We start from the raw sequence: 14,281 nt of genomic DNA, 5'->3' as shown, positions 1-14,281 counted from the left end.
TCGATGTCGGTGACGAAATGCGGGCGGGCTGGGGGAGGCGGGTGCGGGCCGGGCGATCGGCAAGGTCGTCCAGGTCGGCCTGGGCGATCTCGACGCGGAAGGGGCGGATGCTCGTGTTGGTCATGCCGCTAACGCTAGCGTGCCTATGGGAACGTCTACTTCCTTAGTGGCGGCGGCCTGCGTGGCCAACGCCCCGGACCGGCTGCTCGCCCTGCTGTCGCTGCTGCCGTCCCGACCGGTGTGGAGCGGCACCGATCCGGCCGACTCGGCGTCGCCACCCGCACCGTCCGCACCGACATCGACCGGCTCCGCGGCCTGGACTACCCCGTCCACGCCACCCGCGGCTACCGCGGGTCGCGGCATCGCGGGCATCGGCACGCTCGCCACAGACTTCACCGTCGAGTCCCGCCCGAACTGCGGCTCCTGCTCCGCGCGTTGGTCGAACGCTACGCCCGTGCTCGATTCGGTCTTATCGGGCGCGAATTGTACCGAGCAGGCAATCTCATTACCTGTTCCTTGGTTTGTAGTGCGAACGTGGGCAGCCATTTGGTCTATTGATTCGGCAAAGGTGGACTGGTTACCGTCCATTTGGCCTGCCAACGGGCAGGTCGACTGGGGAATCACTGTCCGGCGTCCACTTTCCGGGACGTGACCGGGCACACTGGGGAAGGGCTTTCGACCATGTTCGGCTCACGCTCGCGTGGGCGGCTTTCGGCTGCCCTCACGACTCTGACCATCGCCGCGGTGGTGAGCGGTTCGGTGACACCGGTCGCCGCCGCCGATCCACCGAAACCGACCGGAATCCCGGATTTCGGTTCCACCGCCTCGACCTCGCCGGATCTGGTGGTCGACGGCTGGGGCGACAACCAGGGTTATCACGTCCACATCGGACGCGAACGGACGGGTTTCGCCTGGCAGGAAGTCGCGGTGTTGCGTCCTGCCGGTCGAGACGAATCGACCTGGACCGGTTACCAGTGCGTCTCCGGGGACGGTCGGTTCGCCGCCGTCGCGGTGCTCCCGGGCTCCGCGGTCAACCAGCAGTCCGCCCGTGACCACGGCGCGTTCGCGTATTCGGTCGACCTCGATTCCGGCGCGGTGCGGCCGCTGGCCAGTGGCGTCGGGTTGAAGTACTTCTCGCCCGGCTGCGGCGTCGACGACCGCGCGGTGTTCACCCTCTACACCGGGGCGGACGACCGGGACACCCAGCTGGTCGAGGTCGACCTGGCCACCGGTCGCCGCTCGCCCGCCATCGTGGTGCACGACCAGGTGACCTCGACCGTGCCGGTCGCGAGCGGGTTGGTCGGCGTGCGCGGCGACGGGCTGGTCCGGATCGCCCCCGACGGCAACACCACCAGGCTCACCGCTGTCTCGGGTGACGCCTACGAGCTCCGCCCGACCGCCGACGGCGGTATCGGGTTCCTGCACACTCGAGCGGGCTCCACGACCGCGGAGGCGTTGCACCTCGGCAAGGACGCCAGGACCATCACCCTCGGCACCGGCGACCGCACCCGGCTGCACCTGTTCGGCGGCCGCGCGGGTCGACCGGTCCTCACCGGCACCACCTCCACGAAGTCCGCCGAGCTGGCCGCGGCCGGCATCCGTTCGGTGACCGACGCGGGCCTGACCGGGGGCGCGTTCGCCGCCTCCCTCGACGGCGACGCGGTGACCGGTCCCGCGGGCGAACACGGTGACGAGGCCCTGCTGGCCACCGGCAGCGGCAAGCTGCTCAACCGCCCGCGTCCGCCCACCACGCACGCGCAGACCACCGCCACCGCCGACTTCGTCGCCACCGGGCCCGCGGGCCCGACGTCACTGGCCCCCGGCAGGCCCGATCCGCAGGGTGACACCGCGGCGGCCAAATCCAGCGGCCCCGCCGCGCTCACGGCCCAGACCCCGGTCTGCGCGGTCCCCCGGCTCAACGGCAACCGCCAGGTGATGCAGCCCAACCCGGCACAGGTCAACTGGGCGATCCAGATGGCCGAGCAGGGCCTGCTGACCGGTGCCGCCTACACCCGGCCTGCCGGGTTCAACAACCTCGGTCTCGCCGCCTACGCGCCCAACAGCGACTTCCCGCTGATCCCGCTGTCGCACCCGTCCGGCGACACCTGGAACACGGTGCCGCGCTCGGTGTACGAGGCGATCGTTGCCCAGGAGTCGAACTGGTCGCAGGCGTCTTGACACGCCCCGGCGGGCAGCGCGGGCGGTCCACTGGTCGCCGACTACTACGGCGCGCATGGCGACATCCGGTCGATCGACTACGCCCACTCCGACTGCGGCTACGGCCTCGGCCAGGTGACCACCGGCATGCACACCGGTGACCACGTGTACTCGGTGAACGGTCAGACCAAGATCGCCATGGACTACCAGGAAAACCTGGCCGCCGGTCTGCAGATCCTGGAGGACACCTGGAACCAGCTCTACACCGCGGGGATCACCGCGAACGGCGGCAACCCGCGCTACCTGGAGAACTGGTACTTCGCGGCCTGGGCGTACAACTCGGGCATCCAGCCCAACGCGGCCAACGGCAACACCACCGGCTGCACCCCCGGCCCGTCCTGCACCGGTCCGCACGGCACCTGGGGCCTTGGTTGGACGAACAACCCGGCGAACCTGGACTACCCGCCCAGCCGTGACCCGTACCTGAAGGACACCTACGCTGACGCGGCGCACCCCGCGAGTTGGCCGTACCAGGAGCGGGTCCTCGGGTGGATGGCGAGCCCGCTGCTGCGCTACGGCTCCCGCGCCTACGCCACACCGGACTACCACGGCGGCAAGACGTGGACGCAGCCCGCGCCGTTCACGGCGATGTGCACCCTGGCGGACAACCAGTGCGACCCGAACGCCACCAACCCGACCAACCCGGGCGCCAGCCACTGCATGCTCAACGACTTCCAGTGCTGGTGGCACTTGCCGGTCACCTGGATCCCGACGTGCTCGACGACGTGCGCCACCAGCGCCTACGCGGTCGGCACCGGGTCGACCGAGCCCGCCAACCCCTCGCGCAACCCACCGACCTGCACCCTGGACACCAGCAAGGTCGCGGCGAACGCGATCATCGTCGACGACGAGCCCAACCGGTACAACCTGCAGGGCTGCGGCGCGGCGAACTGGTCGAGCACCGGCACGTTCACCTACGCCTACGGCACGAACGCCAACGGTGACCCGATCGGCGCGATCGACACCCACCAGCTCGGCACCGGCCTCGGCGGCCACATCCTGTTCACCCACACCGAGGACGGCACCGAGCCCGCGCTGATCAACACCGGCACCTGGACGCCGAACCTGCCCTCCCTGCAGTACTACAAGGTCAAACTGCACATCCCCGGCCTGGGCGCCCAGGCGACCAACGTCGTCTACACGATCAACCCGGGCGGCGGCGTGAGCCCGTGGCGGATCCGGGTCAACCAGGCGTGGAACTCCGAGCAGTGGGTGACAATCGGCACCTTCGCGATGCAGAACGGCGGAAACGTCGTGCTGACCAACAACGGCAGCTCCACCTCACAAGGCGGCCAGGGCCTGTCGGACTACGACGTCGCTTTCGACGCCGTAGCGTTCATCCCCCAGGGCGGCACCCCGGGCCAACCGGTCGGCGGCCCACCCGGCATCCAGGACGCCCCCAAGGGCTCCAACCCGGCATTCGTCAACTGCGGCTGCGTCCGCCGCACCGCGGGCGACCCGGTCGACACCAGCACCGGCTACTACGGCGAGGAGTTCTCGGACCTGTCCACGCCGGGGCGGGGCATGCCGCTGGACTTCAAGCGCAGCTACGCGGGCGGCATCGCCAACCCCGCGGGGCCCAACGGATCCCTGGCGGCCGACGGCCCGTTCGGCTGGGGCTGGACGTATTCGTACAACCTCAAGGCCACCACGAACGCGGGCACCGGCGCGGTGACCATCGCGCAGGAGGACGGGTCGTCGGTGACCTTCCTGCTCAGCGGCGGCGTCTACACCCCGTCGGCTCCGCGCTACGACGCCACGTTGGTCAAGACCGGCACGGATTACGTGTTCACCCGGCGCGGCAAGCAGATCTTCACGTTCGACTCCGCCACCGGCAGGCTCACCGCCGAGACCGATCGCGCGGGTTCGAAGGCGAGCCCGGCGTACAGCACGCAGTTGGCCTACGACGGCTCCGGTCACCTGACCACGATCACCGACCCGGCGGGCCGCAAGTACACGCTCACCTGGACGGGCAACCACATCGCCTCGGTCGGCGACCAGACCGGGCGGCTGGTGACCTACGGCTACGACGCCGGGAGCAACCTCACCGACGTCTACGGCGTGGGCACCACCCGGACCCCGACGCTCAAGGACGACGACCACGAGCGCTACACCTACGTGGCGGGCAAGCATCTGATGGCCTCGGTCCGCACCCCGGCCAACTTCGCCGGTCCCGCGTCGGCGGTCACCTCGATGACCTACGACACCGCAGACCGGGTGACCGCGCAGAGCAACCCGAACGGTGAGAACACCACGTTCACCTACGCCCCGAACGGCGGGCTGTCGGCGGGCCAGGTGTTGATCACCGATCCGGCCGGGCACAAGGACCTGCAGACCTACCAGAACGGCCTGCTGGTGTCGGAGACCCGCGGCTACGGCACGCCGGACGCGGGCACCGCCTCCTACACCTACGACCCGGTCACACTGGGGGTGACCACGCAGACCGACGCCGACGGCCACGTGCAGACCTTCACCTACGACGACCACGGGAACCAGACATCGGCGTCGAACGCCCTCGGACTCACCACCAACTTCCAGTACGACGACGCCGACAACCTGATCGAGAAGATCGGGCCGGACGGTGTCGCCACGGTGATGGGCTACGACCAGACTGGTCACATCCCGGCGGCGGCCGCCGGCGTCGGGGTGCTCACCTCGACCACGGTGACCAAGGCGAACAACGTCGTCGAGTCCACCACCGGCAACTTCGGCCCCGAACCGGTTCGCACCACCAACTACTTCTACGACGACACCGCCCACCCAGGCGACCGCAACCGGGCGGTCGACCCGCTGGGCAAGACGACCACGTCGGTGTACGACGGGTTCGGCGACGTCAGCTCGACCACAGACCCGTTGGAGCACAAGACCTTCTACGGTTACGACACCGGACGGGGTTGGGTTACGTCCACAACGGACGCCGACAACCACACCACGTCGTACGGCCACGACGCGCACGGGCGCACTACGTCCACAACGGACGCGCTCAGCAACGTCACCAAGACGTCGTACACCGCCGACGGCGTTCCGCAATCTTCCACCGACGCGAACAACCGCACCACCTCCAAGACCATCGATCCGGTCGGCAGGACGACGAAGGTCACCCAGCCCGACACCACAACCCAGGTGTTCCACTACAACGCCGACGGAACCACGGCGAACATGGTGGACGCGCGCGGTGGCACCACCAGTTACGGCTACGACGGGCAGGGTAGGCAGACCAGCCGGACCGACCAGGACGGCAAGACCGACACCACCAAGTTCGACCCGGCCGGTCGCACCGTCTCGGTCACCGACGCGGCGGGCCGGGTGACCTCGTTCACCTCCGACGCCGTCGGCCAGACCCTGTCGGTGTCCTACTCGGACGGTGTGACCCCGGGTGCCACCTTCACCTACGACGCGGCGGGCCGCCGGGCCACTATGACCGACGCGACTGGTGTCACCCAGCACACCTACGACACCTTCGGTGAGCTCGTCTCGCTGAAGCAGGGTTCCGGCTCCCTCGTCAGCTTCGGCTACGACGACGACGGGCACCAGACCTCGATCACCTACCCCGGCCGCACCACCCCGGTGACCAGGGCCTACGACGACGCGGGTCGGATGCGCAGCACCACCGACTGGTCCGCCCGCACCACCACGTTCGGCTACAGCAACAGCGACCGGCTGACCACGACCACCTACCCCAACGGGACCACCGTCACCAACGGCTACGACAACCGGGGGGCGTTGACCTCGACCACGGCGGTCACCGGGACGACCACGGTGCTGTCAGCAGGCTACGGTCGGGACGCGGCCGCCCAGGTGTCAACCCTGACCATCGGGACGTCGCCGCAGCAGACGGTCGGCTACACCGCTCGGGAGCAGTTGGCCTCGGTCGGGTCCACCTCGTTCGCCGTCGACGCCGCGGACAACCCCACCACGGTGGGCACCGCGACGCAGGCGTTCGACCCGGCGGGCAGGCTGTGCTGGACGCTGCCGTCCGGCACCGCCACCAACCCGGCCTGCGGGACCGTCCCGCCGGGCGCGACCGCCTACACGTTCGACACGGTAGGCGACCGCACCAACAAGGGCACCGCCTCGACCTACGGGTACGACCAGGCGCGCAGGCTGACCAGCACCACCGGTCCGGGCGGTTCCGCCACCTACGGCTACACCGCCGAGGGCCTGCGCACGTGGAAGAAGGTCGGTACCACGACCACGAACTTCACGTGGGACGGCGCCGCGACCGCGAGCCTGCTCGACGACGGCACCAACAGCTATCTGTACGGGCCGGACGGCAACCCGATCGAGCAGGTCAGCGCGTCGAGCACGGTGTGGTTCGTGCACGACCAGGTCGGGTCGACCCTGGGGCTGCTCACCAGCTCCGGCACCGTCGGCGCGACCTACACCTACACCCCGTACGGCGTGGCCACCGCGTCCGGCACGGCGACCACCCCGCTGCGGTTCACCGGCCAGTACACCGACGCCGAATCCGGCCTGGTGTACCTGCGGGCCCGCTACTACGACCCGACCACCGCCCAGTTCATGACGGTGGACCCGCTCGTGCAGCGGACCCGGCAGCCCTACGCCTACTCCGGCGACAACCCGCTCGACTTCACCGACCCGACCGGCATGAGCTTCTGGGACGTGCTCGGCGCGGGGTTGATGGTCGTCGGCGCGGTCGCCGCCGTGGGTGCCTGTGCCGTCCTCGAACCCTGCGGCGCCATCGCGGTGGCCGCGGGCGGGGCGATCGCCATCGACGCGGTCGGTGTGGCGGCGGTCGCCACGGCCGGCGCGATCGCGGGCGGCCTGACCGCCATGGCCATGGAGGGCCTGGGCCGCTTCGAGGACATGGAGTGGGACTACGGCGGGGAGGACGACGATGACGACGGCTACAACTCACCCTCGTCCCGGGAACAGCAGCAGGCCGAGGCCGACCGGGCCTGGAGCGAGATCCAGCGGCGCGCAGGCAGGGCACTGAGCAAGGCCGACCGCCGCCAGTGGCACGACGCCATCACCAAGCAGGGACTGGACTACAACGGCATCCTCCGAGAGGGCCTGCGTATGTTCTGTTCGGGAGGGTGATCGATGAGTTCATTGCGGGAACTGGACGAAGCGCTGCGCGCCCTGCGGGGTGCTCGGTGGACTGACGTCGACCGCACGGTCAACATGGCCGAGGTCGGGTTCCAGCTCGGTGACGTCGAGTTCCGGCTGCACGTGCAGTGCCCGTTCCGGATCGTCCACCGGGAGAAGGTGTTGCTGGGAAGCGTGGACATGCGCTACCCGCAACGACGCTCCGACGACCCCGGTGAGGCGTTCGACGAACGGGTCACCATGTACGACCGCAACGCCCGCAAGCTGACGGACCGGTTGACCACGACCGACACCGTCAGCGACACGTCACTGGAACCGGACGGAGCCTTCACCATCACGGTGGCCGACGACATCCGAATCCAGGCGTTCCCGGCGAGCGCCGGACCGGTCGAGGCATGGCGGCTGTTCGAGCGCGGGGCGGACATCCACTACGTCCACCCCGACAGCGCCGACCAGGATTGATCCCGGTCCTCCCCGGGCAGCACCCCGCTGCCCGGGGAGGACCTTCCCGACCTGTCTCAAGCTGAGGACGCGTCACATGGGCGAGCTTGGTTGGCCGCGGGACCTGGTGACCGCGGCCGCCGGACCTGGCCATCGGGTCACCGAGGTCGTGCCCCCCGGGTTCGCGGCCTGCGTCCGCGCGCTCCATTCCTGGTACCACCCCGACGACGAGTCCCGTCGGGAACGCTGGGCGGATTTGGCCGTCCTGGCCGGGATCGCCCTCACCGGCGACACCCCAGCCCACGCGTTCGACGGGTTCGGGCTCTGCGTAGACGAGGGAACACTCGAGGTGGCTTTCAGGGACGCGCTGATCACGGTCCTGGCCGGGGACCAACCGGTCACGTTCGCCTACGACCTCGCCGCCGTCGCCGGTGGTGTCGACCCGTTCGTGGTCACCGGGCCGCTCGCCGACCTGCCCGCCATCCAATCCCGTGCCAAACCTCGCGGGCCCGCAACACTGGTGGCCCGCCGACCACACGTGGGTCGTCGCCACGGACTACGACTTTCCTCAACCTACATCGCCTGTTCCCAGGTCAACGCCGACAAGGTCCTGTCCCACCCGGACATCGAGGCCCTTCTGGTGGACCCGAACACCCGAATCGACGAACTTCCCCGCTGATCCGGGCCACCACGCCCTGTTGACATCACTGTCTGGCTTGTGAGCCTTGTCCGCTTGGATGAACCGCCCACATGGGACACAGTCCCAGCGAGGTGGGGAGCGCCTCCGTCCGCCCGAGTTCCCTGCCGCTTGGGTGTTCGAGCACAGGTTGATGCGAGGAAATCCGGTGGACTTGATCAATCCGGTCGGCCCGTGGGTGGCCATCGGGCCCGCGGCCGAGGTCGCGAGCAGGGTCGACGAACTCGGGTCGGCTGTGATCCGGTGGCCGTTCGACGCGGCGAACATGCTCGACACGTTCGCCGTGTTCAACGAGTTCCGGCGGGTCGTGCCCTTTCATGTGTTCGGGGACTTGGGACAGCCTGTGCAGTGGTCTCGACGACCTGTGAATTCCCGAGCCCGTGTCACCGGTTGTCGCCGTCGTCGAGAACGCCGGGTTGACCACCGCCGCCGCCCGTCCCACCGCCCGGGCGGCCTCGCTCGACGGGCACGCGGTCGTCGCCGACGACAACAACCAGGCGGGTGGCAACCAGGTGCTCGTCTCGACCCGCACCGACAAGGCGTTCACCCGTGGCCGCACCGGTTCCGGCCTGACACCGGTCACCGCCGTCGTCCCGGCCGTGCCGGTCGCGCCCACCCGGCACGCCGCGGCCGGTGTGCCGCAGCCGAAAGGCGACGCCGCCCCGACCGGCACGGCGTTGACCACGACCGCGCAGACGCCGACCTGCTCGGTGCGCCCCGGCTCGACCCGGCCCGGCAGGTGCCGCAGCCATCGCCCGCGCAGGTGGACTGGGCGGTGCAGATGGCCGAGCAGAACCTGTTGACAGCAGCAGGTACGCCCGCCCGGCGGGCTTCGACAATCTCGGCCTGGTCGCTTACGCGCCCAACGGCGACTTCCCGAAGATCGCGCTGAGTCACCCGGCGGGTGACACGTGGGACTCGGTGCCACGGTCGGTGTTCGAGGCGATGAACATGCTCTACACCGCGGGCATCACCGCCAACGGCGGCAACCCGCGCTACCTGGAGAACTGGTACTTCGCCGCGTGGACCTACAACACGTGTGCGGCCTCGGCAAGCGGGCGCCGGCGGCGTGCTGGTTGCGCGCACGATCGAGGAGCCGACCGAGACTTCCCGGTCGAGTTCGTCGATCGCTCCGGCGATCACCCTCGCCCGTGACACCAGCGTGGTCGGGGTGCCATCGCGAGACCAGCGCCAGAATCGGTTACAGATCGTTTTCCACGGCCCGTACCGTTCCGGCAGGTCCCGCCAGGCGATCCGGTCTTGGCCTTGCGGAGCATCCCGTTGATCACTCGACGGTCATCCACCTGAGGACGATCCTTCGCACCCGAGACCGGCAACAACGGCTCGATCACAGCCCACTGCTCATCGGCAACCCATGCCTGCGCACCACAACACAAGATCAAATCAGGTCATCCACACCTATTTGAGCAGACCAAGCACCCCCTAGTGTCACGTAAAGGTGATGTCCTTGCTTGCCGTTGTTGTCGACAAGCTTCTGTTGTCGCCGACCCGCCCGCGACAACGCTGCGGCAGGCGTTCGACCCGGCCGGGCAGTTGTGTTGGTCCGCGGTGACGACGATCGCCAACCTGACCTGCGCCAGTCCACCCGTCGGGGCCACCGGGTACACCTTTGACAGCTCGGGCAACAGGACCAAGTCGGGCACCAAGACCTTCGGCTACGACCAGGCGAACCGGTTGAGCTCGGCGTCCACCGGGTCGACCGCGTCGTACACCTACGACGGCACCGGCCTGCGCACGGGCAAAACTGTCAACGGAAACACCACCACGTGCACCTGGGACGGTGCCAACCTCGCCACTGACGGGACCACCAGCTACATCTACGGGCCTGGTGGCCTGCCGATCGAGCAGATCGGTTCGGGCGGCACCTCGTGGTACTTCCACGACCAGCAGGGCAACACCCGCGCCCTGGTCGGTTCCACCGGGCCGTCGTCGTGGCGGTGGCGGTCGTGTCCGTCGCCGCCACCGGAGGACTGGACCTACCACTGGCTGCACCGGCCTTCGCCCTCGGCCTCGGCATGATCACCGGCGCCTTCGTGGGTGGCGAGGTCGGCCCACAGACGGCGCCGACACTGCCCCGGATCAACATTCACACCGGCGACGACACCGAGCCGTCTGCCACCCCGGCACCCGCCCAAACACCGGCCCCCACCGTCCGGCCGGTGCCAAAGCCGACTCGCGACGAGAGCCCGGTCGCGATCTATCGAAACGTGATCGACCCGGAGTTCACCTCCATCGCCACCACCCACAAGTGGAGTTGTTAGGGAAACTCACTGGAGGGCAAGTGGTTCGCCCTCACCAAGGCCGGCGCCGACACCTGGGGCAAGCGCCTCAACGGTGACAGCGGCATCACCTTCACCACGAACATCCCCCCGATGGGTCTACGACCAGCTACTGCACCGCTCGATGCTCGACGGTATCGGCCCCGCCGCGTACGCTACCCCCGCGCAACTCGAATTGATCAACAGGACCATGGACGGGATCAGGATCGCGTGATCCACGCCCCCGGCTGGCACCCCGCCGCCACAGCCGAAATCGAGTGGCTCCCCGCCGAGGCGGGGGGCCACTCCTCCGGCCCCCCTAGGCCGGGCGACTACGCCGCCAACGCGGTCTTCCTCACCGCAGGCGAACCCGAACGCGCCGACCCGTGGAACGCCGACACCTATCTCAGCATCGTCATCCGCCTGAACGGCACCTCCCACAACGGCAGGGACGTAGCCGACGTCGGTTTCCTGGCACCGGAAATCGCCTCCGAATACCTCCAGCCCGGTAGGGCGCTGCTGGTGATGGAAGGACCCACCGTGGTGGCGGAGGCCAGGATCACCAGCTTGATCGACTAGCGCGAACGCGGTCGACAGCACTCACTGGAGCCTCGGCCACACCGATCACTTGAGCCGAAGCTACTTTGGCATACCTTGAGAACCCATGCGGCGCTTATGGCGCGCTTGGAAGGCCACGCGAATACCTTCCAGGCCTCAGGCTGGCAGACAGCGACGAAGCCCGTGGGAAATGGACAGGACATCAACGATCCGGTCGCCACACCGAGCGGGTAGCCCAACCCTGCTAGCATCGCGCGGAGATCACCTCCTGGCTGATCGGTAAACATCGCCCGCGGACCATCGTCTCCGGTCGGTCCGGGGTCGGACGTTGCGCCGTGCTGCGAGACGCGACAGACGCCGAGTTGGTGCACACCGGCGGGCGATTGACTAGTGTGACCGGCGCAGTCACTGAGACCGGCCTGGCGACGTCCAGGTGAAGCAAGAGTTGCCAGTTCATAGGTCGGTGCTGACCTCGTCCTCCGCGAGGTCTGTCACTGTCCGCCTCGCGCCCCGTGACCGGTACCTCATCCGGCCCGGTGACCGGAACAGCAGGCGGGACCTCGTCGACCGCAACTCCAACACATCTCTGCTTCGCCTGTGCGATCGCAAGCGAGACCGGCTGAATGGCGACCACGAGAGCGCGGGCCCGCAACAAACGTTCGTTTCATTCGTCTCCCAGTGCACCGGACATGGCCGCAATCTCCATCTAGGTAATGCTATCGTAAAACCGCGGCTCGCCGCACACGGAATTCGCCCGGTTGGTCTAGTAGGAACTGTTGAGCAGCCAAAAGTGCTCATTAGGGGCCGACCAACCCTAGGTGTTGTCGGGAGGGGGCGAGCGAAGAGGGTGACCGAGAGCACCGGCAGCTTTACCGTTTCGCTTGTCTGACATCAAATTACATGGCCACCCACTTTTGGCACCCAGGCTACGAACAAAGATGCCGCGTGGTGTACGGTGAATCGTATGCGCGCAACCATAGGATCTCTTTTTGTGCTCGTCCTGGCGGCAGGTTGCGGATCAACAGCGCCAGCGCTCCCTGACGGGACCACGGCAACACGCCCAGCTTCGATTACCGCAACCGCTCAAGCGGGCACAGCCGACCATCCAGCGGTTGGCGAGACGTACGACTACACTCTCCACACCCATTGCGGGATTCAATATGCCAATTTTGGCGGACACTGGTGGGCCGCAAAGACTCCGATTCCGCCGAAAGTAAATGCCGCAGGAAACAACACGACCACAGGGAAGATGACCCTCGTCAACGCAGATCTCGCGAGGTTTACTTGGAACGAAGGAACCTCCGATTTTGCTCCGATGGCCACTGCGCCTACGTCGCTCTGCGCGTAACCTCGCGCTATCAGGTGTCAAGATGACATGCGATGGTCCCGTGCCTATCATGGGACCATCGCATGTCATCTGCCAGTTCTGCCCTATCTGGTAATGGAGTAGATCGAAGCGAGCATTGCCGGGTTCTGTCCGCCGATGTCCTCTCGCAGGTTCGCAAGGTAGTAAAGAACGTCCCCGCTGTACGAGTTGTGGTCAAGCCCCAGCACGTGCCCGAGTTCGTGCGTCACCACATTGTTCCGAGTCCACGTCCCATCGGGCACGAATGCGTCGTTGAGTTGAACGACAGCACCCTGTTCAACGAACGGACCACCGGGACCGCTCTGCAAATGCAATTCCGTTGAACCGATCCAGCCCCCCTCGGTGCCCCAGTCGCCCGAGCGGACGTCAACACAACGCGCTCCGGCCTGGAACGGACAACTGTTCCACAGGTACTTGCTATCAATGTTGGGCGTTTGATTCCACTTGTAGACCGCGTTGTCAGTCGGCCAAGCAGAACTAGCGTGATCATTGAACCGAACCAATGGATCGGCAAACCCGTTGTTGCGCCAGTAGGCCACCGGGCACGACCACGAATGAGCGGTACCGTATGAGCAGTCGCTGGGTGCCAGAGAAGTAGCGGGCATCCTATCGATGGATACACCCTGCTTGCCTGTCTTGCGAAGTTTCTCGGCTAGCTGTTCCGGAGTCACTCCGGGAGCGGCGGTGTACCGAGTCACGATCAACCCGTCGGTCGTCCGCTCAACTGAACTGACCTCAGCGTTGGCAAGAGAGGCGGGCGCAGTGGCTTGCGCGCGGACATCCCTGGCCACGCGAGCCTTCAGTTGTTCCTGAGTAAGCTTAGGGTAGTGCACCAAGTCGACTTCCGGGGAGTTGCGCTTCGCACCCGGATCCGGTGCATCGGCAGCATCGCCTGCGACCGGTTGCGCGGTCACAGACCTGGCCGGGGCGGCCTGCGCAACGCCGACCGACAAGTTGGCCGCAGCAGTCAATGCCAGTCCGACCATAGCTGTCGTGCGCAACTTCTTTAACAAGATTATCCTCTCGTCGAAATGTCAGAACCATACAAAGAGATTCGCCTGAAGCCTTTGGCAGTGGTTAGCGGACAGTGATACACCTGAATTCATACAGGCTCGCTCGGTGGCGAGCGGCAAGAAGGAGCAAGGGGCACAGTAGTGGCTGCCACGGGTCTTGCACATAGGATAGTCTCGTTGTTCTCTCGTGATCTAAGCCACCGGCAACTTGGCAAGATCACCTAACGTTCCTGCTCTATGAGGGTTATTCACGCCTGTCTGTAGAACTGTAAGCCGAGGACCGCGGTGATGGTGGTGGCGAAGGTGTCGATGGGGCGTCGGTAGTCGGTGTGGAGGATGCGCCAGGTTTTGAGGTTGGCGATGGCGTGTTCGACGATGACTCGTTTCTTGTTGTGGTGGTGGTTGAAGTCCTTCTCCCAGTCGAGCAGGTCGCGGTGTTTGGGTTTCCTGATCGGTGTCAGCATCCCGGTGCCGACATAGCCCTTGTCGCCCATCCAGGCGGTCACGTCACGGTCGTCCAGCATTCCGGATTCTCTCAGGCAGTGCGAGTCGTGTCGGCTTCCGGGAATCGGGTCCGACACCCAGGCCAACCGGCCGGACAATGTACACGCGACCTGAAGGTTCATGCCGGTGGTGCGGT

General features: G+C 67.1%; 11 protein-coding genes and 2 pseudogenes. 10 read left to right on the top strand and 3 right to left on the bottom strand.

Features of this window, described 5'->3' with window-relative positions:
• Positions 1 to 145: 145 nt before the first annotated feature.
• The 7 genes and pseudogenes from H504_RS41365 to H504_RS41360 form a co-directional block, all read left to right on the top strand.
• A pseudogene (locus H504_RS41365) lies at positions 146 to 360 on the top strand (helix-turn-helix domain-containing protein); the annotation flags it as partial.
• Between the two features lie 387 nt (positions 361 to 747).
• The gene (locus tag H504_RS43160; RefSeq protein ID WP_245614310.1) at positions 748 to 2,178 is read left to right on the top strand and encodes a hypothetical protein; all 1,431 of its coding nucleotides are present in this window, start codon (positions 748 to 750) and stop codon (positions 2,176 to 2,178) included.
• 114 nt (positions 2,179 to 2,292) lie between these two features.
• Entirely contained in the window at positions 2,293 to 7,278 is a 4,986-nt protein-coding gene (locus H504_RS35540; RefSeq protein WP_245614308.1) for an RHS repeat-associated core domain-containing protein, read from the top strand.
• A 3-nt stretch (positions 7,279 to 7,281) separates the two neighbouring features.
• Positions 7,282 to 7,749 carry a hypothetical protein gene (locus H504_RS0116940; RefSeq protein ID WP_026423741.1) on the top strand — a complete coding sequence of 156 codons (468 nt, stop codon included), beginning with the start codon at positions 7,282 to 7,284 and terminating at the stop codon, positions 7,747 to 7,749.
• Positions 7,750 to 7,825: 76 nt separating this feature from the next.
• A complete protein-coding gene (locus tag H504_RS0116935; RefSeq protein WP_026423740.1) occupies positions 7,826 to 8,407 on the top strand; it encodes a hypothetical protein in 582 nt (193 codons plus the stop codon).
• Between the two features lie 398 nt (positions 8,408 to 8,805).
• A complete protein-coding gene (locus H504_RS0116930) occupies positions 8,806 to 9,228 on the top strand; it encodes a hypothetical protein (protein ID WP_026423739.1) in 423 nt (140 codons plus the stop codon).
• A 130-nt stretch (positions 9,229 to 9,358) separates the two neighbouring features.
• On the top strand, positions 9,359 to 9,580 hold the full coding sequence (locus H504_RS41360; protein ID WP_026423738.1) for a hypothetical protein: 222 nt from the start codon (positions 9,359 to 9,361) through the stop codon (positions 9,578 to 9,580).
• Positions 9,581 to 9,601: 21 nt separating this feature from the next.
• Here the strand turns inward: H504_RS41360 and H504_RS44055 are convergent.
• Positions 9,602 to 9,822, bottom strand: a pseudogene (locus tag H504_RS44055) (transposase); the annotation flags it as partial.
• A 172-nt stretch (positions 9,823 to 9,994) separates the two neighbouring features.
• Between H504_RS44055 and H504_RS0116920 the strand changes: the two are divergent.
• The 3 genes from H504_RS0116920 (at position 9,995) to H504_RS0116900 (ending at position 11,283) form a co-directional block, all read left to right on the top strand.
• Complete coding sequence (locus H504_RS0116920) at positions 9,995 to 10,465, top strand: hypothetical protein (protein ID WP_026423737.1); 471 nt, start codon at positions 9,995 to 9,997, stop codon at positions 10,463 to 10,465.
• Positions 10,462 to 10,707, top strand: a complete 246-nt coding sequence (locus H504_RS0116915; protein ID WP_026423736.1) for a hypothetical protein — start codon at positions 10,462 to 10,464, stop codon at positions 10,705 to 10,707. The genes H504_RS0116920 and H504_RS0116915 overlap by 4 nt, the downstream gene beginning before the upstream one ends.
• A gap of 228 nt (positions 10,708 to 10,935) precedes the next feature.
• Positions 10,936 to 11,283 (top strand): hypothetical protein, encoded by a 348-nt coding sequence (locus H504_RS0116900; protein WP_026423735.1) that lies wholly within the window; start codon positions 10,936 to 10,938, stop codon positions 11,281 to 11,283.
• Positions 11,284 to 12,693: 1,410 nt separating this feature from the next.
• On the opposite strand, the gene H504_RS41355 is transcribed toward H504_RS0116900, so the two are convergent.
• Positions 12,694 to 13,641 (bottom strand): matrixin family metalloprotease, encoded by a 948-nt coding sequence (locus tag H504_RS41355; RefSeq protein WP_157440475.1) that lies wholly within the window; start codon positions 13,639 to 13,641, stop codon positions 12,694 to 12,696.
• Positions 13,642 to 13,889: 248 nt separating this feature from the next.
• The coding region (locus tag H504_RS0116890) for a transposase family protein (protein WP_026423734.1) at positions 13,890 to 14,281 on the bottom strand (392 nt) is incomplete at its 5' end.

The organism is Actinokineospora inagensis DSM 44258 (assembly GCF_000482865.1).
GTDB classification, from domain to species: Bacteria; Actinomycetota; Actinomycetes; order Mycobacteriales; family Pseudonocardiaceae; genus Actinokineospora; species Actinokineospora inagensis.
This window is presented reverse-complemented; position numbering and strand designations above follow the sequence as displayed.

Excerpts from the sequence above, each read along its gene's own strand:
- H504_RS0116940 (WP_026423741.1), top strand. The coding sequence starts at position 7,282 with ATGAGTTCATTGCGGGAACTGGACGAAGCGCTGCGCGCCCTGCGGGGT.
- H504_RS0116935 (WP_026423740.1), top strand. The coding sequence starts at position 7,826 with ATGGGCGAGCTTGGTTGGCCGCGGGACCTGGTGACCGCGGCCGCCGGA.
- H504_RS0116915 (WP_026423736.1), top strand. The coding sequence starts at position 10,462 with ATGATCACCGGCGCCTTCGTGGGTGGCGAGGTCGGCCCACAGACGGCG.